Origin of the sequence: Luteibacter sp. 22Crub2.1, assembly GCF_900167995.1 — a bacterium.
Taxonomy (GTDB): domain Bacteria; phylum Pseudomonadota; class Gammaproteobacteria; order Xanthomonadales; family Rhodanobacteraceae; genus Luteibacter; species Luteibacter mycovicinus.
In genome coordinates this window covers 19,531-39,380 of sequence record NZ_FUYT01000015.1, presented here as the reverse complement: position 1 = coordinate 39,380, position 19,850 = coordinate 19,531, and the positions used below count along the sequence as shown (strand labels likewise).

The following is a 19,850-nucleotide window of genomic DNA, read 5'->3' as shown; positions in this document are numbered from 1 at the left end:
CAGGTCGCTGCCGTGAACCGGCGACTACGCATCGGATTGCTCGCCGTCGGCGGGCTGCTCATGGGCATCCTCGTCGCGGCACTGGTCGCCACATATGTGGTTCTGCAGCCGGAACGATTCACGGCGATGCTGCAATCGCGTGCCGAGGAGGCGGGTCTCGACCTCGGGCTGGCCAGCCCGGCCAGTCCGACGCTCTGGCCCAAGCCGGCGCTCGAGCTCGAGGGACTGACCTTGCGCGCCCGTGGCTCGGGCACACCTCTGATCGTCGCTTCGCGCGGCAAGCTGGTGCTGCCGTGGCGCACGTTGCTCGGTCAGGACACCACGGTGTCGCGACTCGAAGTGGAAGGCGCGCGCATCGACATGGACGCCGTGTCCGCGTATATCGACACGCTCCCCTCGCGACCGTCGACCGCGGGCGCGATCCTGCCGGGTATCGACGCGGGGTTCCGCGTCACCCGTGGCACGCTGACCCGGGGCAACCGTCTTCTCCTGTCCAACGTGGACATCGATGCGGGCCGCCTGGCCGATGGCCGTGTGTTCGACCTCAGACTCGCGGCATCGTCCAGCGAAAAGCCGTACTCGATGACGCTTCGCACGCGCCCGGTCCTTTCGCGTGGCGTGCTCACGCTCAACGATCTCACGCTCGATCTCGCCAGCCAGGATCGCTTCGCCGCGAGCCTGCGCGGCGAAGCCACCTGGCGCGGCGGTGCGGACGTCGGTGCCTCACTGGCCGGGCGCATGACACGGCACGATGCGTCGCCTTTCGACGTGGTCCTCAACGTCACACCCGCGAATCAGCAGGATCCCCTGTTCGTCGCGCTGAAGCTCGACGGTCCGACCGACCATGCCGACCTGCGTGTGCCACCGCTGGCCGTGGCCGAATGGTGGAGCGGCATCAACGCGGGCGGCGCACCGACGCTTCCGCCACTGCTTGGCAGCGTCGACGCGGCGGCCATCGACACCGACAGCGTGCACATCAAGGGCTTGCATATCCGCGCGACGCCGGACGTCACGCCGGTAATCGCGCCAGCGTCAGCGAGCACCGCTGCGCGCCCGGCCACCGGGCTCATGCCGTGAATCCGTTCGCCCGTGAACTGCTGCGCTGGTACGACCACCACGGACGCAAGGACCTGCCCTGGCAGCATCCGCGCGATGCCTACCGCGTGTGGCTGTCCGAGATCATGCTGCAGCAGACCCAGGTGGTCACCGTCATCGGTTACTTCCAGCGGTTCGTCGAGCGGCTGCCTACGCTGGCCTCGCTTGCCGAAGCCGACGAGGACACCGTCCTCGCACTCTGGTCGGGGCTCGGCTACTACCGGCGAGCACGGTTTCTGCACCGTGCCGCGCAGCTGTGCGTCGAACGTCACGCCGGTGAGCTGCCGCGCGATCTCGATGCGCTGATCGCCCTGCCCGGCATCGGCCGCTCCACCGCCGGCGCGATCCTGGCGCAGGCCTATGGGCTGCGCTTCCCCATCCTCGATGGCAACGTCAAGCGCGTGCTGACCCGCTATCACGGCGTCGCCGGGCACCCGGGCGAAAGCGCGGTCGAGAAGCGCCTGTGGATTCATGCGGATGAGCACACACCGGCGACCCGTACCGCCGACTACACGCAGGCGATCATGGATCTCGGCGCCACCGTCTGTGTGCGCAGCAAGCCGGCCTGCATGCTGTGCCCGCAGGCGGCCACCTGCGTCGCGCATCGTGACGGACTGACCGCCGTACTGCCCACCGCCAAGCCGGGCAAAAAGGTACCCACGCGCGCTCTCGCGATGCTGTTGTTGCGCGACGCGCAGGGCCGGGTGCTGCTGGAGAAGCGTGGCCCGCAGGGCGTGTGGTCCGGCCTGTGGAGTCTGCCCGAGGCACCCGATGCCGACGCCGCACCGACGGTCGCGCTCCGCCTGGCACGCGTCGGCTCGGCCGATCCCCTGCCCGCCTTTACCCACGTCTTCAGCCACTACCGGCTGGACGTTTCACCCATCCTGTTCGACCATGCGACCCCGCTGACCGCCGTGGCAGACCGCGACGACCAGCGCTGGTGCGCCCGCGACGAGCTCACCGCTCTCGGCCTGCCGGCACCCGTCCGCACGCTGCTCGACAACCTCCCGGAGATATCCCCATGACGCGCATGGTTCACTGCGTAAAGCTCGGCCGCGACGCCGAAGGCCTCGACTTCGCCCCCTGGCCCGGCGACCTGGGCAAACGCGTCTACGACAGCGTCTCGAAAGAAGCGTGGGCCCAGTGGCTGTCCCACCAGACCATGCTGATCAACGAGATGCGCCTGTCTCCCCTCGACCCGAAGACGCGCACGTTCCTCAGCGGCGAAATGGAGAAGTATTTCTTCGGCGGCGATGTGGTTCAGCCCGCCGGTTACGTCCCGCCTGAACAAGAGGCTTGACGCCGGAGCCCGCACCCGATTTAATACGCGGCTCCACTCGCCGCAACGATCGTTGCAGGCACCTGTGGCTCGGTAGCTCAGTTGGTAGAGCAGGGGATTGAAAATCCCCGTGTCGGCGGTTCGATTCCGTCCCGAGCCACCATTTATTCAGTGACTTAGGCCACCTTCCGGGTGGCCTTTTTCGTTGGTGTCCGGCCGCTAAGCTAGACTGGGTGCCCCACATAAGGAAGCGTGCTGATGACATCACCCTTGCGGCTGTTGAGCGCAGCCCTGGCGCTGTTAGTTCCCGTTATGGCGCTCGGCGCAACGCCGCCTGCCGCCCCTGCCGAAGTCACGGCCGCTGCTCCGCCCGGGACCACCCTTCTTGCATTTTCGTCAAGTGGCGAACAGCCGAACGCGGACGCGGTGGCGGTGTTTCAAACTGCGCCCGACAAAGACAATGTACGCCACCGTACCCTTGTAATTTTCGGCAAGAAAGACGACAAGTTTGTGCCTGATGTTTCCAACGACAAGGTTATCGCCTGCTCGCTGTGCAGCCAGTTCCATGACGACCAGTTTTATCCCGATGGCGTCAAGGTTACGCCTGGACACATCCATATCGACCAGTCCGACGCGGGCGAAAAGCCGTCGGAGACAGCGCTGGATTTTGTACGAAAAAAGGACGGCTGGCATGTGACCAAAGCGACACGTCGAACGGTCGTGGCCGGTTACGGAGCGGACACATTCGCTGACCTCCCGTTACCCCCATCCGGACTTGCCAAGGACATGGATGCAAAGTGGTCCGTTCCGGTTTTTTACAACACGGTCCTGTTCAACCGGCGCAACGGAAAGTTCATGTTCATGCACCAAAACAACACGCCGGACGCTGTCTGGGCAGCCGCAAAAGGGGACTGCAACAAGGAAGACTGCGACGTCCTAGTGCAACAGCAGGACGGTTGCATTTCCCTCGTGCGGGATTCAACGGGCCGCCCGTTCGCAGCGGGAACCCCGAATCCCAAGGACAAGAAAGCTGCTCTGTCCAAGGCCATGGACGCTTGCAGTGCAGCGGGAGGGACAATGTGCAAGGAGGCCAACACCGACTGTAGTACCGGAATTTTTTGAAGCTGCTTTGTCGGCGCCAAGGACCTTTGAAAGGACTGGATATGGACGTTATTTCAGACAAGAAGGTGGACAGGCTCGTCGCCGCGTATGGCATGACGCGCATCTACGAGCTCGATGACAAATCGCGGGTGACCGCTCTGGACGGCATAGCAGCCTAGCGACAACTCTCCCGCTTTCAGTAGCAGTCCGATCCTGACTGCGGAATTACTGTAATTGTTTTGCGTAGGCGGCGTGCTTCAGACCGCCCACTGCTTTTTTGGTCGTTCCTCGTCGTATTCACGACGCCAACTTCGATCTCTGTGCGTGCATGCAGAAGGCCGGGAAACCCGTGCTCCTTGAGGCATTAGTCGCGAATCATTCCGTTCAAAGGTTCGGTGTAAGAGTTCTGGTTAGATGTGCCAGGTTCGGTAAGCCTAAGCTGCACGCCATGGTCGTGAGCCAAAGCGACCATGACCCTACCGCAGAACGCCTTTCCGTTATCGCTGCGAAGCACCCTTGGTAGGCTGCGCGTGACGGCCATGCGATCTATGACGCGCGTTACGCCGATGCCCGAGAGGGCTCGCTCGATTTCCATGGCGACAGCCTCATGTTTCGCGTCATCGACGATCGTCAGGCATTTGATGGCGCGGCCCCCCGGCGGCGCCATCAAGCACGAAATCAATCGACCAGGCCTCGACCGCGGCCGCCGGGCGAAGCAGTGGCTGCCTTTCGGCCGGTAGACCTTTCCTTCATTTGCGCCGCCGCACCTGGAGGCTGGCCTCTTGATGCAAGCGCTCGGCCCGCTTGCAATTCACCGCGTGCCAGGCCTGGCCTGGCGAAGCTTCAGATAGATCATGCCCACCCCATACGTTTATGGCGATTCGCCAGCGTGCAGATCATCTCGCGGAGTTCGACGTTACGGTCGGGGCGCGGCTCGTAGCGGTAGGCGCGCCGCTACTTAGTGCCGGGTGGGGGACATTGTGTCAACCACATTCGAGTAGTCGCGCTCACCCTCCTTCTGTAAGAGCGTCGAGCCAATGACGCAGGCGTCGGCGAAACCCTCATGCAACGCGTTCAAGCAGCCGCTATCATGCCCTCAGCCGAAGGGCGCTCCTGCAACTCATCTCAAGGATTCGAGGATGCCGAGCCAATGAGTTTCTTGCCGAATCGATGTCTCGCAGTTCTGACGGCCGCGGCGCTATCCAGCGCAGCCGCATTAGCGAGTCCCGCCGTCCTTTCGGTTGTACAGCCCACGCAAAGCGGCATCCGTGCGTACAGAGCAACGGCGCCCACGCCCGCCTCCACGACACCCGCCACGCCTCCAGAAGGACCTAGGGTGACTGCTGCTACCCCTCAGCAGTCGGCGGCTGCCGCCCATGCCACCCAACTGCTGATCAGCTTCCTCAGCAGCCTGAATTCAACTGCGGAAATCACGCCTGAGCGGGTCGGGAAACAGTTTGACGGAAAGCTGATTCAGGATGATGATTCGCTCGCTTATCGGAGCTCAGACCTCGGCAACGGATGGATCTACGGCGTAAAAGTCATTCCGCCGAAGAAGGCCTTCAAGCCCGGTTTCGGTTTTTGGTTCTACAACCCCGACCGCTCTGCCGACCCGTCAACCGTCTGTAGTCTCACGATGGCCGCCCTGCGACAAGGCCTGGTGGCCCATGGCTTCGTCGAGAAGTCGTCACCATCGGAGATCGGCGGCATCGATTGGGTGAATTTCGTCAGGAACGACGTCTGGCTCACCGTTACCCGCCGTGATGTAGTGCAGGGCACGGGTGAGAGCTTGTGCGTTATGAGCCTGCAGACCGACGACAGCTTTTAACGGAACAGGCTTCCCTTTGCTACGCCAACGTCGGCCTCGAAGCGGCCGTGAGCCGCTTTGCTCTGAACCACCGGGCGTCACGTGAGCGGCAGAGAACCAGTGACGGCGCCGCCCTCTCACACGCCTTCGCCAGCCAACAAAAACAAAAAAAGCCGCCCGTGGGAGCGGACGGCGATCCGAGGATTTGCAGCGGGTCCTTCCCTGGACCGTTTGTCTGGTTACGCGATCACTGAAGTGGCGCTGATCAGAAGTCGTATGTCGCCGTGAGGCGGGCATAGCGCGGCGTCTGGTAGTACTGACCCAGGTCGTAGTTGTTGTTGACCGTGGTCGGTGCCGACTCGTACGTGGAGAAGCTGTTCAGCGGCTTGCGCTCGTTGATCACGTTGAACACGCTCAGACCGAACGCCATCTTGCCGTCGAAGTAGCCCGGACGATAGGTAACGGCCAGATCGACCTGGCGGTACCACGGGTTGCGCTTCTCGCCCGGATGCGACGGCTGACCGTTGCAGTTGTGATAAGCCGAGCCGTAGCCGATCGGATCCGGGTCTTCTTCACCGTCTTCATAACCGAGGCACGACTTCGGCGCACCGGAGGCGAGACGGAGGTTGCCCGAGACCAGCCATTCCGGCGTCAGCTGATACGCGCCGTAAGCCTTGATCTGATGGGTACGGTCATTCGACAGCAGACCATTGGCGTAACGCATCAGCTCAGCCGAATCCCAGTCTTCCGTCTTCGAGATATCGGTCTGCCCGATGTCGGACTTGGTCTGGCCTTCGGTGTTGCCGTAGCTGCGCGAGAACGTGTAGTCCAGGCGCCCCTGCCACTTACCGTCGAACGGGTGCTCGAGGTACATGTCGAGCGCGTAGTAGGCACGCTTGGCGCCGGTCGAGAAGCCCCAGTCGTCCTTGCTCATCTTGACTTCGGTGCGACCCGAACCGTCGACGTTGGCGAGGCTGAAGGTGTTGGATGAGCCCGGGTTGAAGATCACGCAGCCAGGAATGACCACGGAGTTTGGATCGCCACCCTGCGCGGTGATCTTGTCTGCCAGCAGGCCGGTGTCGCAGACATCGTCGATGGCGGTACGCAGCCTGCGCAACGTCACCTTGGCACCGGTGACCCAGCCGTCACCCAGGGTCTTGTCGAAGCCGATGATGCCTTCGTCCTGATACTGCGATTTCAGGTCACGCGCGCTGACCGCGATCGGGTCGACCGCCTGACCGTACTCGCCGTCCGACGACACGGCGCCCGGCGAGATCTCGGTCAGACCCGTGGGACGACCGAGCTGATCGATGCCGGTGTAGGTGTAGTAGATGTCGGTATACGTCGAGGGCGAGGCACCGCGCACGGCCACGTTGTTCGGCAGCGCGAGGTAGTAGCGGCCGAAGTTCGCGTACAGCTTCAGCGACGAGTCGCCGTAGACGTCCCAGCTGGCGCCCAGACGCGGCGCCCACTGCGCCGCATTGTTGACGTACGGACGGTTCTTGTCGTTGAAGTTCTTGAAGCGATCGTTGCGTACGCCGAGGCTCAGCAGCCAGCGGTCGGTCACCTGCCAGCGGTCTTCCAGGTACTGAGCCCTCTGGTCCACGGACATGCTGGTGACGGTGCTGAACACGCGCTGGGTGACGTAGTAACCGTCACCACCCGGAGCGCCGACGCCGAGCGACGTGCTGATCGGGATGTTCTCGTTACCCGCCGCCACTTTGCGATAGCGCAGGTAGTAACCCGGACCGCTGGTCGACGAGCCTTCATTGCTCGCGTCGTAGCTCATGTTGTCGATACCGCCGGCGAGGTGGTGATCGCCGACCTGCCACTCGAGGTCGAGGCGAAGGCCATGCGTCTTGCTGCCGGCGTTCGGATCCTGCGCGGTCGACGACGAATTGAGGTTGGTGATCGGCGTGCCGCCGTTCAGAGCCGGGTTCTGCAGGTACGGGCTGTCGATATACGGCTGCTGTGCGAGGCCCGGTGTCGGGTTCTGCAGATAGTCGTCGGTCCAGCCCTTGCCGTAGGTCGCGGTCAGGGTGATGTCGTCGGTGATGTAGCTGGTGTACTTGGCGATGGCGTACTTCGTGGTGATCTTGCTGGTGTCGGCGTCGGAACCGAGCGGGCCACCCACGGTGCGCGTGTCGTAGTCGTAGCCGTAATACTTGCCGCGCTGCTCGTCGGTGGAATGGATACCCGTCAACTCAAGGATGTTCGAGTCGTTGATGTTCCAGTCGAGCTTGGCGTAGTACTTCGGCAGGTTGTACGTGTAGTGGTTGTTGGCCACCGGGTTGGCTTCGACCGACGCCGTGCTCGTGCCTTCGGACTTCTCGGCCTCCGCGGCGACGAAGAAGAACAGCTTGTCCTTGATCAGCGGACCACCGACGTACGCGCTGTACGTGGTCGTCCACTTGGTGTTGTCCTGACGATTGCGGTAGATCGAGCCCGGAAGGGTGTCGTCGGCGTAGCCGTAACCGGCCGGGAGGGCCTTGTTCGAGTAATAGATGCTGCCCGGCGTCGACGAGGCGAACTTCGGCTCCCACAGCACCTGTGCACCGAAGTGCCAGTCGTTGGTACCGCGCTTGCCGACCTGGCTGATGACGCCGCCATCCGAGCGACCGTACTTGGCGCTGTAACCGCCCGTATAGACTTCCTGCTGATCGATCGCGCCGTACGGCAGACCGACGCCGCCAAGGTTGCGGTACGGGTCGGACGAGTTGTAGCCGTTGATGTAGTAGGCGTTCTCGGAGGCACCGGAGCCGCCGAACGACACGGTGCGGTAGCGACCGTTACCCAGGTTGCTCGAGCCCGGGACGGCACCCGGCGCCAGCAGGGCGATCGCCTCGGCATTGCGTCCCAGCGGAAGACGCGCCAGCGTCTGCGCGGTGACGACGGTGCGCGAATCGACCGCGGTGGTGTCGATGGGTGGCAGGCTGTTGGCCGTCACCGTCACCGAGTCCAGTGCCTGAGCGCTGGCTGCGGTGGCCGGGGCCTGGAACGACACATCGGTGGCGCCACCGACCTTCAGCGCAACATCTTTGCGCGAATCGACGACGGCGCCATCGCGCTTGAGGCTGACGGTGTACGACCCGAGGGGAAGGTTGCCGATGCGATACCGGCCCTGTGCGTCGACCGGCACTTCGCGTGTAAAACCCGTGCTGCCGGTGACCGATACGGTTTCGCCTGCGGCCGCGGGTACCTGACCGAAGATGTCACCGGTCGTGGACTGTGCAAACGCCGGTGCGGTCGCACCCACGCCAAGGGCGAGCGCTAGCGCCAGCGCGGACGGCCGAAGGCCTCCGCGACGGCGGATGATCTGGTGCTGCATTGGTGTCTCCCCGAAAAAACGACCCTTAGCAAGGGCCATTAAAAAGTTGCGCTTCGCGCGAACCCGCAAATAAAGAAACCTGGTACGTCCCGCCAGTCGCGCATGCTCCCCCGAGCCGACGCGACTTCAAGCTTTCCCATCGCGAGTCCGTGCGACGCGTTCACCTCGCCGCCGATGAGATGACGGTGTTTCATACATGAGGCACGTATGAACTTAGGGACTGGCAGCAGCCCTGTCAAACAAAAATTTGAGATTTTTCGTAAGAAATATTCCTAGACAGGTATTTCTCCGAAAGCGGGACCCGGTCAAGGACTTGGCAAGCGAAACCTGCCTCCCCGCCTCTGGTCCCCACCTGTCTCAGATGTTGACGTCAGCGCCCTGCTCGCTGGCACAGCGCTTCAGGCTGTCTTCGAGCGCGCGCCTCTCGTCGATCCGCGCCTCCGGTACGGTTTCCTTCGCCAGCACGCGCCGCAGGTACAGCACGCGCGTGTCGACCGACGCCCGGAGTGCATCACGGGCGTCGTGGCCGCACGGAGTACGCGCCTTCCACGACGCAAGCTGGTCGATATGCGGTTTCATCGCCTCGAGGCGAGCGGGCTGTGCGTCGACGGAGGCGCGTTCGAGATCGTCGACGCGCGCGGTCCAGTCCGCGGCCATGCCGCGAAGATCGCTGACATCGGCGCTGAGGGCGGCCGCATCGGATTTGCGGGCCCGGTGCGATTCACTGATCGCCAGGATCGCTGTCGTCGCCGACGCCACAAACGCCACCAGAATGACGATGAGTGCCGTGCGGCGCCCGTTCGCCTTCGAAGGCTCCGTCTGGGGATCGAGCTCGGTCATGTCGGTTTCCGGATGGCTGTCGATGGCAACGCCGTAGTTTGCCCCATTGCCGGCACCGCTGCGTCACGACGCAATGTCGCGCCTCGACCCTGTGACCCGGTCACGGCAATGACGTGTTTACGTGGCTATAGTCGGGTGCTCATTCCGAACCGAAGGACCCCGCCCGCCATGCCTCGTTTCCGTCAACTCGCGCTGATTGCCGGCCTCGCTGCCATCCTTGCCACACCCGCCATGGCGGAAGACCTCAAGGTCATGTCCTTCAACGTGCGCACCATGACCGGCAACGATGGCCTCAATGGATGGACGCATCGCCGCGACCTCTTCGCCGACACCATCCGTCAGCTGCATCCCGACGTGATTGGCACCCAGGAGCTGTATAAGGCGCAAGGCGACGACACGATCGAACGCCTGCCGGAGTACACGTGGTTCGGCCGCGATCGCTATGGCGATCATCGCGACGAGCACATGGGCATCTTCTATCGAAAGGATCGCCTGAAGATCGTCGAGTCGGGCGACTTCTGGCTTTCCGACACTCCGGACAAGGTGGCCAGCATCACGTGGGGCAATATCTTCCCGCGCATGGTCAACTGGGCGCTTTTCGAGCGGACCTCCGATCACAAGCGGTTCTATCTGCTCGACACGCACTTCCCTTACCGCGATCAGGATGAAGATGCGCGTTCGCGCAGCGCACATGAGATCGCCGCGTGGATCGCGAAGCTCCCGGCGAATGTCCCCGTCATTCTCACCGGCGACTTCAACACGGGCCCGGACAGCGAAACGCATAAGGCGCTGACCGCCACGTTCAAGGACGCATGGATCGCCGCGCCGAAGCACGAGGGTCCGGCCGAGACCTTCCACGACTTCACCGGCAAGGCGACCAAGCGGATCGACTGGATCCTTTATCGCGGTGTCGAGGCGAACTCGGTACGGACGATTACGGTGTCGAAGGACGGCCGTTATCCCTCGGATCACTTCCCGGTGCAGGCCGACTTCACCCTCTGACGTGGAACACCGGCCTGCGCCGCCTCTTTCCCGATGATGCGACGACGGTGGTAGCGAACGCGTCGGCGGAAACCGTCGACACTTCGAAGCGCCACCGTCTTCGCGGACGAGCGCGGTGCCCGAAAGACGCGGCCTGCCAGCTGGATGCCCCAGCGGTCGAACGTGCGATCAAACACCATCGCGGCGGCGATGACGACCGCGAAGGTCGCCGGGACGGTGAGCATCGCTGCGGTGACCGGATCGAGGGCCAGCCGCCCTGCCATGACGGTGAAAAACCAGGCCGAGAAGCTCAGCAGAATCGGCAGGTGGACAAGGTAGAACGCATAAGAGATGCGCCCCATGAACTGCGCGGGCCGACTCTGCAATACACGGTCGAAGCTGCCGCACCGGACGACGTATAGCAACAGAATCCCGCCGACGACGTTGAAGAATGCTTTGCGCTCGTTGTCCGCAAGCGGCAGCACGTGCGTCCAGTCGTACCAGGGCGAGACGTCGAAGCCACCGCAGATAATCGCTCCCCCGACAGCCAGGGCCAGCAGCGGTTTCGACGACGTGAGGCGTGCTTCGCCAACATGGCTGCCGGCAAGGAACGCCGTGTAGTACGGCCAGTCATGGGGAAAGAACCACGCGAGCAACGCCACCGCGAACGCGAAGTTGAGCGGCGCCGCACGCCCTGGCAGCGTCAATGAGCGATAGGCGAAGACGAACATCGAGCCGAGCAGCTCGATCTTCATCGTCCAGAGGGTCGGATTGAAACGCGACCATCCACCGAGAATCGTGCCGTACGTACCATCGCGCAGCGCCTCGATGAAGTCCGGCGGCTTCTTCCAGAAATCGGCCAGCCAGGTCGAACCGGACAAATGGCCCGCCTCGACCGCGTGACTCCACCCCATCGCCATGACGAACCAGGCGAACATCACCGACCCGAAGATCGGTACGCCGAGGCGCAGGTAGCGACGCGACGCGCGCAACCGGAACGAGCCCGTATCGCCGGTCTCGATGAACGACTTGGTCAGCACATACCCGCTGAGCACGAAGAAGATGCATACCGCGAACTGGCCGTTCCAAAGCACCGAAAGCGGCTGGAAGGCGATCACCTGATCGACCACGCCACGCATGGCGTCCGGCGTGGTGGTATCCGGGTAGATCCAGGCGAATCCGCCCGGCAGGAAAGCCAGGAAGAGATGGCACAAGAGCACGTTTACCGCGGCGAGACCGCGCAGGCCGTCGGCTGAGATGTCTTTACGCATCGAGCTTCCCGCTGCAAAAGGTCATAAAAACAAGCCCCGGTTGGCCGTACGGTGAACGCAGATTCTTCCGTTCGGGCTGGCTTTGGGAAGATGACGGTCGCGTGAGGACTTGCGGAGCAAGCCGACGCCCGGCAAGAATCGGCCATCGATGCCGGGGGATACACCATGCGCCGCCTGATAGCCGCCGTGACTTTCACGTTTGCCGCGCTCTGTGCCTTTGCCGACTCGTCGGCCTCACAGACCCCGCCAGCTTCGTATTTCGACAACACCGGACGCGACGACGTGCTCTCGGGCGGTCAGAAGTCGATCGTCATCGATACGCCCAAAGGCAAGTTCAAGGTCTGGACCAAGCGCGTCGGCAACAACCCGACGATCAAGGTTCTGCTCCTGCACGGCGGGCCGGGCGCCACGCACGAGTATTTCGAGGCGTTCGACAGCTACTTCCCCGGCGCCGGCATCGAGTATTACTACTACGACCAGCTGGGTTCGGCCTTCAGCGACAAACCCACCGATGAATCACTGTGGGAAATTCCCCGTTTCGTCGACGAAGTGGAGCAGGTCCGCCGGGCGCTTCACCTGGACAAGGATAATTTCTACCTCCTAGGCCATTCCTGGGGCGGCGTGCTCGCGATCGAGTACGCGCTGAAGTACCCGCAGCACCTCAAGGGCCTGATCATCTCCAACATGGTCGACAGCATCCCCGCGTACAACGAGTACGCGAACAAGGTGCTCATGCCCGCCATGGACCAGAAGAAGCTCGCCGAGGTCAAGCGCATGGAGGCGGAGAAGAAAACCGCCGACCCTGCCTACATGGCACTGCTGATGCCGATGCACTATGAGCAGCACGTGCTGCGCATGCCGGCCGACCAGTGGCCCGAGCCCGTGGAGCGCGCGTTCGGCCACATCAACGAGCAGATCTACGTCTCGATGCAGGGCCCCAGCGAACTCGGTGCCAGTGGCAAGCTGCTGCACTGGGACCGCAGCAAGGACCTGAAGAACATCAGGGTGCCCACGCTGGTCATCGGCGCCCGTTACGACACGATGGACCCCAGGTACATGGAAGCCATGGCGAAGAAGATGCCGGACGCGCGCTTCCTGCTCTGTTCCAGGGGCGCCCATCTGGCGATGTACGACGACCAGACCACGTACTTCACGGGACTGATCGGATTCCTGAAGGACGTGGACGCGGGTAAACCGCTGCGCTGAGGCCTTGGTCCTTCGGCAGTCTTCGCTCCTGAGACGGCTTTCTGGCAACATCACCCGGTTAACGACGCGCTGATGCGCGCCAGCCGGACAGCCAAACCCATGAATCTGCAAGCCAATTACGAACAGATCCCGCTCAAGGACTACGCCGAGCGGGCCTATCTCGACTATTCCATGTATGTGGTGCTGGATCGCGCCCTGCCCTTCGTGGGCGACGGCCTGAAGCCGGTCCAGCGCCGTATCATCTACGCCATGAGCGAACTGGCGCTGGGCGCCACCGCCAAGCCGAAGAAGTCGGCCCGTACCATCGGCGACGTCATCGGCAAGTTCCATCCCCATGGCGACTCGGCGTGCTACGAGGCGATGGTCCTCATGGCCCAGCCGTTCTCGTATCGATACCCGCTGGTCGACGGCCACGGCAACTTCGGCTCGCCGGACGATCCGAAGAGCTTCGCCGCCATGCGGTACACGGAGTCGCGCCTGACGCCGATCGCCGAGGTCCTGCTCTCCGAGCTCGGCCACGGCACGGTCGACTGGGTACCGAACTTCGACGGCACCATGAACGAGCCGTCGTGGCTCCCGGCTCGCGTCCCGCACGTGCTGCTCAACGGCTCCATGGGCATCGCGGTCGGCATGGCCACCGATATCCCTCCGCACAACCTGCGCGAAGTGGCCAGCGCCTGTATCCGCCTGCTCGACGACCCCGACGCGACGATTGCCGACCTGTGCGAGCACGTACAGGGTCCCGACTACCCGACCGACGCCGAGATCATCACGCCACGCCGTGAACTCGCCGCCATGTACCAGAACGGTACCGGCTCGGTGCGCGCGCGTGCCGTCTACGTGCGTGACGAGGGCAACATCGTCATCACGGCGCTGCCGCACCAGGTGTCGCCTTCCAAGATCCTCGAGCAGATCGCCGCGCAGATGCGCGCGAAGAAACTGCCGATGATCGAAGACCTGCGCGACGAGTCCGATCACGAGAACCCGATCCGCCTCGTCCTCGTGCCGCGCTCCAACCGTGTCGACGTCGAAGAAATGATGCAGCACCTCTTCGCCACGACGGATCTGGAGAAGAGCTTCCGCGTCAACATGAACATGATCGGCCTCGACGGCCGGCCGCAGGTGAAGGATCTGAAAATGATCCTGAGCGAGTGGCTGCGTTTCCGTACCGATACGGTCACGCGCCGGCTCACTCATCGTCTGGGCCGCGTCGAGCGTCGCCTGCACCTGCTCGAAGCGCTGCGCATTGCTTATCTCAACATCGACGAAGTCATCCGTATCGTCCGTACCGAGGACGAGCCGAAGCCGGTGCTCATGGAGCGCTTCCGTCTCGATGACGAACAGGCCGACTACATCCTCGAAACCAAGCTGCGCCAGCTGGCCCGCCTGGAAGAATTCAAACTCAACGAAGAGCGCGACAAGCTCGAAGAAGAGCGCGCGCGCATCAACGTGCTGCTGAAGTCGCCGGCCAAGCTGAAGAGCCTGATCAAGGAAGAGCTGCGCGGCGACGCCGAGAAGTTCGGCGATGAGCGCCGCTCGCCCCTGATCGAACGCAGCGTGGCTCAGGCCCTGGACGAGAGCGCGCTGGTCGCCTCCGAGCCGGTCACCGTCGTCCTGTCGCAGAAGGGCTGGGTACGTGCCGGCAAGGGCCACGAGATCGATGGCGAAGCGTTGTCCTACCGCGACGGCGACAGCCTGCTGGCGATCTCGCGTGCGCGCACCACGCAGCAGGTCGCCTTCATCGACTCGACCGGTCGCGCTTACGCCACGGCGGCACATACGCTGCCTTCCGCACGCGGAAACGGCGAGCCGCTGACCGGCCGTTTCAGTCCACCTGCCGGCGCCCGCTTCGACGCGGTGGTCACCGCCGACAACGACACCCGCATCGTCCTTGCCACGGACTTCGGGTACGGCTTCGTGACGCGTTTCGAGGCGCTCACGGGTCGGCAGAAGGCGGGCAAGCAGATCATCAGCCTGAGCGATGGCGCGCGCGTGCTCGCCCCGGCGATCACCGCGGACCCGTCGCGCGACCGTATCGTGGTCGTCACCGGCGAAGGCCACCTGCTCATGTTCTCGGTGGCCGAGCTGCCGGAACTGGACAAGGGCAAGGGCAACAAGCTGATCGAGATTCCGAAGACCAAGCTGGCCTCGGGCGAGGAACGCGTCGTTGGCGTGGCCGTTGTCACCGAAGGCAAGGGCGAGGTCACGCTGTACGCGGGACAGCGCAAGCTGACGCTGAAGTGGGCCGATCTGGTCGAGTACGGCGGCAGCCGTGCCACTCGCGGCGGCGTACTGCCGCGCGGGCTGCGTCGCGTGGAGCGGATCGAAACCACCGGTTGATCGCGTGGTTTCGTGAACCCGGCGGGCCGCGGTCGAATGCGGCCCTGCCGGGGCCATCGCCATCAGGGCCGGCAATACGGCTCTAGAGCCGGGTGACGCTCCAGGACACCATCCGCCCGTCCTTGTACGGCATCACCCCGTGAAACGGCCGCGGGTCGTCATCGAAGACCAGCGGCAGGAAGTGCCGGTCGCCTTCCCACATCGGCAGGGCGTCCAGCCCATCCACCGGCACCCACTCGAGCGCACCCTCAGGGTTGGACTCCATCGGCGTGCCGCTATAGCGGTCGATGATGAAGATGAAACCCAGCCAGTCCTCGCCGTGCTTGCCGAAGCCCGGCCAGTTCAGCGTGCCGCGCAGACGCATTTCCAGGCATTCGATGCCCGCCTCCTCGAGGATTTCGCGGCGCATGCAGGCCGCGATATCTTCGCCAGGTTCCATCTTGCCGCCGAGGCCGTTGTACTTGCCCAGGTGATGATCGTCCTTGCGGGCATTGCGATGGATCATGAGCACACGCTGGCCGTCTGGCGAGAGCACGTAGCCGAGCGTGGCGACGATGGGCGTATAGGGCATGGCGATGACGCTACCGGGGAAAAACCCGGGAGTTTACGCCCTCCGGACGCGAAGACGCCGTCTGGCCCCTTGCGCCGCCCGTCCGACCCGGCGACCATCGGCGCATGCCCCACCCGTCTCTCCCCCGCATGACCCCCGCTTTCCTCCTCCGCGCCATGGTCGCCGCCGCCGTCACCGCGTCAGCCATGGGCTGTGCGCCGGCCGCCGATGCCGTCGACAGCCGCGAGGTGGTGTTCGACAGCCAGTCGTACTTCGCCGTCACCGTCGACACCCGGCAGGAAGACATCGAACTGCACTGGCGCAACCCCGACACCGCCCAGCCCTTCGGCAGCATCGAAGCCCTGAAGACCTGGACCACGAGCAAGGGCCGGCCGCTGTCGTTCGCTGCCAACGCGGGCATCTACGATCGCGACTACAAGCCGCTCGGCCTCTACGTCGAAGACGGCAAGGCGCTGGTTCCGCTCAACCTCGCGCATGGCAATCCGCGCTCCGGCAACTTCTCGCTGCTGCCCAACGGTGTTTTCGCCGTGTATGACGACGGAACTGTCGAGGTACGCACGACGGAAGCCTTTAGGGCCGCCGCGCGCAAACCGCGCTGGGCGACGCAGTCGGGACCGATGCTGGTGATCGACGGCGAGGTCAACACGCAGTTCGACAACGGATCGGACAGCATGAAGTGGCGTAGCGGCGTCTGCGCGAAGTCATCGCATGAGGCCGTCTTCGTCGTCAGCCGGGCGCCCGTGAACTTCCACAGCTTCGCCCGGCTGTTCCGCGACGAACTGGGCTGCCGGGACGCGCTGTTTCTCGATGGAACCATCTCGCAGGCGTTCACGCCGGATGACGGCTACGCCGGCGCGCCCGCCTTCATGACCAAGCCCTACGCGGGCATGGTCGCGGTGTTCCCCAAGGGCCGATAACCCTAGCGATAAGGCAGACTGACGGTCATGCCGTCCGACCACCCGACACGCGCCTTCGCACGGTAGGTCGGGTCGTAAGACAGCTGATACGAGGTGCAGGCCGGCCCGTTGGCGCAGGTGTTCAGTCCGGCCTCGTACACCACGTGGTACGGGAGCTTGCGCCCTTCGTTGCCGGCCAGAGGAATCTCCCAGACGATCTCGTGCCGGGGGTTGAGTGTCGAGGCCAGAGCCGTGACGTCGGCCAGGCTTCCATGGTATCGGCGCGCCAGGATCCACTGGAACAGCGCCGGTACGTCGGGCGTCCACCACGTGCTGCGATACGACTCGTTGACGGCGCTGCTCCGCACGCGCACCAGAGGCAGATCGATGCCCGCCGACGTGGATTCGGTCCGCATCAGGTTGAAGCCGAAGGTCATCGAGATTCCCTGCTTGCCCTCCGAATCCATCGAGCGCGAGAATTTCACCTCCCCGCCGAAGGCCCAGCTTTCGCCGAATGACACGTTGACGCTGCCACCGGACGAGTCCTGCGGAAAGAGCTTGCGGAGTACCGGAGCCACCGGGCAGTCGTCCGGCCGGAAGGCGCGTGGCGCGTCACACCGGAAGACATGGGTATCGCCGGTCGCCGGAAACGTCGAGTTCAGCGGCCACGCGGTCACGACATCGCGGTGTTCGATGCTGCCCCAGCCCGAATGGATCGCCACGTCCATCAGGTACCGGAGTTCGTTCCGGGACGGGTCGAGGAAGGCGTGAAACCCGTCGCGCCGGGTGAACCCGGTTCCGGCGCCGTCGCCCAGCGTCTTGGCCCACAGCAGGTAGCTTGCCGTGCCGCCCTGCGTCTGATCCTCACGACGAATCAGCGCCCATTCGGTCGCCAGCGTCAGACGGGGCACGTCGGACGGGGCGAACGGCTCGATGGTGAACTGCGGTGCCTCGGCACGGTGCAGCGACAACGTCCCGTACTGGCACCATCGACGGACCTCCCGGCGGAAATCGTGACGCTCCTCCGAGCTGGGCAAGCGCCCGTCGAAAAGGACGCGCAGCATTTCGCGACTGAAGCTGCGGCAGACTGACGAAGGCGATGCGGCGAGCACGCGGAAGTCGACATGTCGCCCTTCGCGCGGGGCGGCAGCGAGCGGGGCGGCAGCGCGCGGGGTTCGACGGGCGGCAGGCAGGGGATCGTCCCACGGCCAGCGCGAGAGTGCGGCCTTGCGCGCCGCATCGTCCTCACTGTTCAGACCGAAGATGCCCAGCCCCGTCGCGGCGTCGAGGAGGATCGTGTTCGTTTCCGGCCATACGCGGACGAACGATGGCCGCATGAGCGCCAGGACGTCCGGAGACCCGGCCAGCGCGATCCGACCGCCCTCGCCGATGAGCCTGTCCAGGTGACCTCGCACGACGTCCGGCGCATCGGTCGCGTCGACGGTCAGGATCGTTACGGACGGGACGCTGACCTCATCGACCGAGAGGGCGAATCCGGGGAGTGGCGCCAGGGCGCATAGCAGCGCGGATGCCACGAAGCAGTGCCTCATGCTGTTCTTCCTTGAACGATCGGGTGGCGAATGCTCGCACCCGAAGGGCGCACACGCTGCCCGCGACCGACACATCCGGGTGTCGGCGAGAGGCCTCAGCTTACGAAAGCATACGTGCGCAAATGGCCTCGTAGAGGTCCGGCAAACGCTCCAGGTCCGTCACCGACACGCACTCGTCGACCTTGTGGATCGTCGCGTTCACCGGGCCGAGCTCGATCACCTCCGCACCCATCGGCGCGACGAACCGGCCGTCGCTGGTACCGCCGCCCGTGCTCTGCTCGGGATCGATGCCGCACACATCGCGACAGACGCCGACGACGACCTCGCGCAAGCGCCCGCCCGGCGTGGCCAGAAACGGATGCCCCGAGAGCTGCCAGTCGATGGAGAAGTCGACGCCATGGGCGCGCAGGATCGTTTCCGCCCGCTCGCGCAGGCCGTCAGCGGTACTCGCCGTGGAAAAACGAAAGTTGACGAGGGCCACCAGCTCGCCGGGGATGACGTTGTTCGCCCCCGTACCCGCGTTGATGTTGGAGACCTGGAACGAGGTCGGCGGAAAGTCGGCGTTGCCTTCATCCCAGCGTTCCGCCGCCAGCGCGGCGAGTGCGGGTGCGAAAACGTGGATCGGATTGTTCGCCTTCTCGGGATAGGCCACGTGACCTTGCACGCCACGCACCGTAAGCGTCCCCGACAACGAACCCCGGCGACCGACGCGGATGAGATCGCCCAGGCGCTCTTTCGCCGAAGGCTCGCCCACGACGCACGCATCGATCCGCTGCCCGGTTCTTCCGAAGTGCTCCACCACCTCACGGACGCCGTGCAAGGCCACGCCTTCCTCGTCGCTGGTCAGCAGCAAGCCGACCGTGCCGGCATGCGCCGGATGCGTCGACACGAACCGCTCGAGCGCGACCACCATCGCCGCTACCGAGCCCTTCATGTCCGCGGCGCCACGACCGTAGAGAACGCCGTCGCGTTCCGTCGGCTCGAACGGCGGCGATGCCCATGCGCCTTCCGGACCGGTCGGCACGACGTCGGTGTGGCCGAGAAAGGCCAGCACCGGGCCGCCGTCGCCATGCGTCGCCCAGAGATTGTCGACATCGCCAAAACGCAGATGCTCGATGCGAAAGCCCACCGCCGCCAGACGCCCGGCGATCAGCGGCAGACAGCCGGCATCGTCCGGCGTGACCGAACGGCGGCGGATGAGGTCACAGGTCAGGTCGAGGACGGCGGACATTTATTTTCCGAAGCGCTTTTTGAAGGCGTTGTCGGTGAAGCCGACGCTGACCTCGTCGCCGTCGACCACCACGGGACGCTTGATCAACGCGGGATATTCCTTCAGCAGCAGCGTCCACTCCGGGTCGCTGCGCGGATCCTTGCGCTGCGGCAACAACGTGCGCCACGTGGTGGACGCCTTGTTGATCAGCTTGTCCCAGCCACCGAGCTTCTCCGACCACGCTTTCAGCGTCGACGCAGGCACCGGGTTCGCCCGGTAGTCCGCGAACTCGTGTTCCACCTCGAACCGGCCAAGCCAGTTGCGCGCTTTCTTGCACGTATCGCAGTTCGGCAAACCGTAAACGATGATCGCCAT

Annotated in this window: 16 protein-coding genes, 1 tRNA gene and 1 pseudogene; 10 read left to right on the top strand and 8 right to left on the bottom strand. The window is 64.2% G+C overall.

Going from position 1 to position 19,850, the window contains the following annotated elements; genetic code table 11:
* Nucleotides 1-12 precede the first annotated feature (12 nt).
* The 5 genes from B5X73_RS21380 to B5X73_RS15890 all read left to right on the top strand — a co-directional run bounded on the left by B5X73_RS21380 (nt 13) and on the right by B5X73_RS15890 (nt 3,496).
* Nucleotides 13-1,077, top strand: coding sequence for an AsmA family protein (locus tag B5X73_RS21380; protein WP_254857315.1), 1,065 nt, complete (start codon nt 13-15; stop codon nt 1,075-1,077).
* Nucleotides 1,074-2,120 (top strand): A/G-specific adenine glycosylase, encoded by a 1,047-nt coding sequence (gene mutY / locus B5X73_RS15905; RefSeq protein WP_254857314.1) that lies wholly within the window; start codon nt 1,074-1,076, stop codon nt 2,118-2,120. Before B5X73_RS21380 ends, mutY begins: the two co-directional genes overlap by 4 nt.
* A complete protein-coding gene (locus tag B5X73_RS15900) occupies nt 2,117-2,395 on the top strand; it encodes an oxidative damage protection protein (protein WP_036111120.1) in 279 nt (92 codons plus the stop codon). The genes mutY and B5X73_RS15900 overlap by 4 nt, the downstream gene beginning before the upstream one ends.
* Before the next feature lie 66 nt (nt 2,396-2,461).
* A tRNA-Phe gene (locus B5X73_RS15895) sits at nt 2,462-2,537 on the top strand.
* Nucleotides 2,538-2,632: 95 nt separating this feature from the next.
* Nucleotides 2,633-3,496 carry a DUF4189 domain-containing protein gene (locus tag B5X73_RS15890; protein WP_079522519.1) on the top strand — a complete coding sequence of 288 codons (864 nt, stop codon included), beginning with the start codon at nt 2,633-2,635 and terminating at the stop codon, nt 3,494-3,496.
* Nucleotides 3,497-3,700: 204 nt separating this feature from the next.
* On the opposite strand, the pseudogene B5X73_RS21375 reads toward B5X73_RS15890, so the two are convergent.
* Nucleotides 3,701-4,423, bottom strand: a pseudogene (locus B5X73_RS21375) (integrase core domain-containing protein); the annotation flags it as partial.
* A 388-nt stretch (nt 4,424-4,811) separates the two neighbouring features.
* Here B5X73_RS21375 and B5X73_RS15880 point away from each other — a divergent pair.
* The gene (locus B5X73_RS15880) at nt 4,812-5,303 is read left to right on the top strand and encodes a hypothetical protein (RefSeq protein WP_079522517.1); all 492 of its coding nucleotides are present in this window, start codon (nt 4,812-4,814) and stop codon (nt 5,301-5,303) included.
* 244 nt (nt 5,304-5,547) lie between these two features.
* On the opposite strand, the gene B5X73_RS15875 is transcribed toward B5X73_RS15880, so the two are convergent.
* Nucleotides 5,548-8,610, bottom strand: a complete 3,063-nt coding sequence (locus B5X73_RS15875; protein WP_079522516.1) for a TonB-dependent receptor — start codon at nt 8,608-8,610, stop codon at nt 5,548-5,550.
* A gap of 357 nt (nt 8,611-8,967) precedes the next feature.
* Nucleotides 8,968-9,450 (bottom strand): hypothetical protein, encoded by a 483-nt coding sequence (locus B5X73_RS15870; RefSeq protein WP_079522515.1) that lies wholly within the window; start codon nt 9,448-9,450, stop codon nt 8,968-8,970.
* A 168-nt stretch (nt 9,451-9,618) separates the two neighbouring features.
* Here B5X73_RS15870 and B5X73_RS15865 point away from each other — a divergent pair, with 168 nt between their 5' ends.
* Nucleotides 9,619-10,452 carry an endonuclease/exonuclease/phosphatase family protein gene (locus B5X73_RS15865; protein WP_079522514.1) on the top strand — a complete coding sequence of 278 codons (834 nt, stop codon included), beginning with the start codon at nt 9,619-9,621 and terminating at the stop codon, nt 10,450-10,452.
* Here the strand turns inward: B5X73_RS15865 and B5X73_RS15860 are convergent.
* Nucleotides 10,419-11,702, bottom strand: coding sequence for an acyltransferase family protein (locus tag B5X73_RS15860; protein ID WP_079522513.1), 1,284 nt, complete (start codon nt 11,700-11,702; stop codon nt 10,419-10,421). The two genes, B5X73_RS15865 and B5X73_RS15860, sit on opposite strands and share 34 nt — an antisense overlap.
* A gap of 165 nt (nt 11,703-11,867) precedes the next feature.
* Here B5X73_RS15860 and B5X73_RS15855 point away from each other — a divergent pair, with 165 nt between their 5' ends.
* Nucleotides 11,868-12,908, top strand: a complete 1,041-nt coding sequence (locus B5X73_RS15855; RefSeq protein ID WP_079522512.1) for a proline iminopeptidase-family hydrolase — start codon at nt 11,868-11,870, stop codon at nt 12,906-12,908.
* 99 nt (nt 12,909-13,007) lie between these two features.
* Nucleotides 13,008-15,248 (top strand): DNA topoisomerase IV subunit A, encoded by a 2,241-nt coding sequence (gene parC / locus B5X73_RS15850; RefSeq protein ID WP_079522511.1) that lies wholly within the window; start codon nt 13,008-13,010, stop codon nt 15,246-15,248.
* An 82-nt stretch (nt 15,249-15,330) separates the two neighbouring features.
* On the opposite strand, the gene B5X73_RS15845 is transcribed toward parC, so the two are convergent.
* The gene (locus tag B5X73_RS15845) at nt 15,331-15,819 is read right to left on the bottom strand and encodes an NUDIX hydrolase (RefSeq protein WP_079522510.1); all 489 of its coding nucleotides are present in this window, start codon (nt 15,817-15,819) and stop codon (nt 15,331-15,333) included.
* Between the two features lie 128 nt (nt 15,820-15,947).
* Between B5X73_RS15845 and B5X73_RS15840 the strand changes: the two genes are divergently transcribed.
* Nucleotides 15,948-16,736, top strand: coding sequence for a phosphodiester glycosidase family protein (locus B5X73_RS15840; protein WP_343124645.1), 789 nt, complete (start codon nt 15,948-15,950; stop codon nt 16,734-16,736).
* Between the two features lie 2 nt (nt 16,737-16,738).
* On the opposite strand, the gene B5X73_RS15835 is transcribed toward B5X73_RS15840, so the two are convergent.
* The 3 genes from B5X73_RS15835 to B5X73_RS15825 form a co-directional block, all read right to left on the bottom strand.
* On the bottom strand, nt 16,739-18,265 hold the full coding sequence (locus B5X73_RS15835; protein WP_079522508.1) for a hypothetical protein: 1,527 nt from the start codon (nt 18,263-18,265) through the stop codon (nt 16,739-16,741).
* A gap of 100 nt (nt 18,266-18,365) precedes the next feature.
* Nucleotides 18,366-19,496, bottom strand: coding sequence for a succinyl-diaminopimelate desuccinylase (gene dapE, locus B5X73_RS15830; protein WP_079522507.1), 1,131 nt, complete (start codon nt 19,494-19,496; stop codon nt 18,366-18,368).
* Nucleotides 19,497-19,850, bottom strand: a complete 354-nt coding sequence (locus B5X73_RS15825; protein ID WP_079522506.1) for a Spx/MgsR family RNA polymerase-binding regulatory protein — start codon at nt 19,848-19,850, stop codon at nt 19,497-19,499.

What these genes read in the sequence shown, in the direction of transcription:
- B5X73_RS15840 (WP_343124645.1), top strand. Translation starts at nt 15,948, where the DNA reads ATGACCCCCGCTTTCCTCCTCCGCGCCATGGTCGCCGCCGCCGTCACC.
- B5X73_RS15865 (WP_079522514.1), top strand. Translation starts at nt 9,619, where the DNA reads ATGCCTCGTTTCCGTCAACTCGCGCTGATTGCCGGCCTCGCTGCCATC.
- B5X73_RS15845 (WP_079522510.1), bottom strand. Translation starts at nt 15,819, where the DNA reads ATGCCCTATACGCCCATCGTCGCCACGCTCGGCTACGTGCTCTCGCCA.
- B5X73_RS15875 (WP_079522516.1), bottom strand. Translation starts at nt 8,610, where the DNA reads ATGCAGCACCAGATCATCCGCCGTCGCGGAGGCCTTCGGCCGTCCGCG.
- B5X73_RS15855 (WP_079522512.1), top strand. Translation starts at nt 11,868, where the DNA reads ATGCGCCGCCTGATAGCCGCCGTGACTTTCACGTTTGCCGCGCTCTGT.
- B5X73_RS15825 (WP_079522506.1), bottom strand. Translation starts at nt 19,850, where the DNA reads ATGGCGATCATCGTTTACGGTTTGCCGAACTGCGATACGTGCAAGAAA.
- B5X73_RS15890 (WP_079522519.1), top strand. Translation starts at nt 2,633, where the DNA reads ATGACATCACCCTTGCGGCTGTTGAGCGCAGCCCTGGCGCTGTTAGTT.
- B5X73_RS15870 (WP_079522515.1), bottom strand. Translation starts at nt 9,450, where the DNA reads ATGACCGAGCTCGATCCCCAGACGGAGCCTTCGAAGGCGAACGGGCGC.
- dapE (WP_079522507.1), bottom strand. Translation starts at nt 19,496, where the DNA reads ATGTCCGCCGTCCTCGACCTGACCTGTGACCTCATCCGCCGCCGTTCG.
- B5X73_RS15835 (WP_079522508.1), bottom strand. Translation starts at nt 18,265, where the DNA reads ATGAGGCACTGCTTCGTGGCATCCGCGCTGCTATGCGCCCTGGCGCCA.
- B5X73_RS15900 (WP_036111120.1), top strand. Translation starts at nt 2,117, where the DNA reads ATGACGCGCATGGTTCACTGCGTAAAGCTCGGCCGCGACGCCGAAGGC.
- B5X73_RS15860 (WP_079522513.1), bottom strand. Translation starts at nt 11,702, where the DNA reads ATGCGTAAAGACATCTCAGCCGACGGCCTGCGCGGTCTCGCCGCGGTA.
- parC (WP_079522511.1), top strand. Translation starts at nt 13,008, where the DNA reads ATGAATCTGCAAGCCAATTACGAACAGATCCCGCTCAAGGACTACGCC.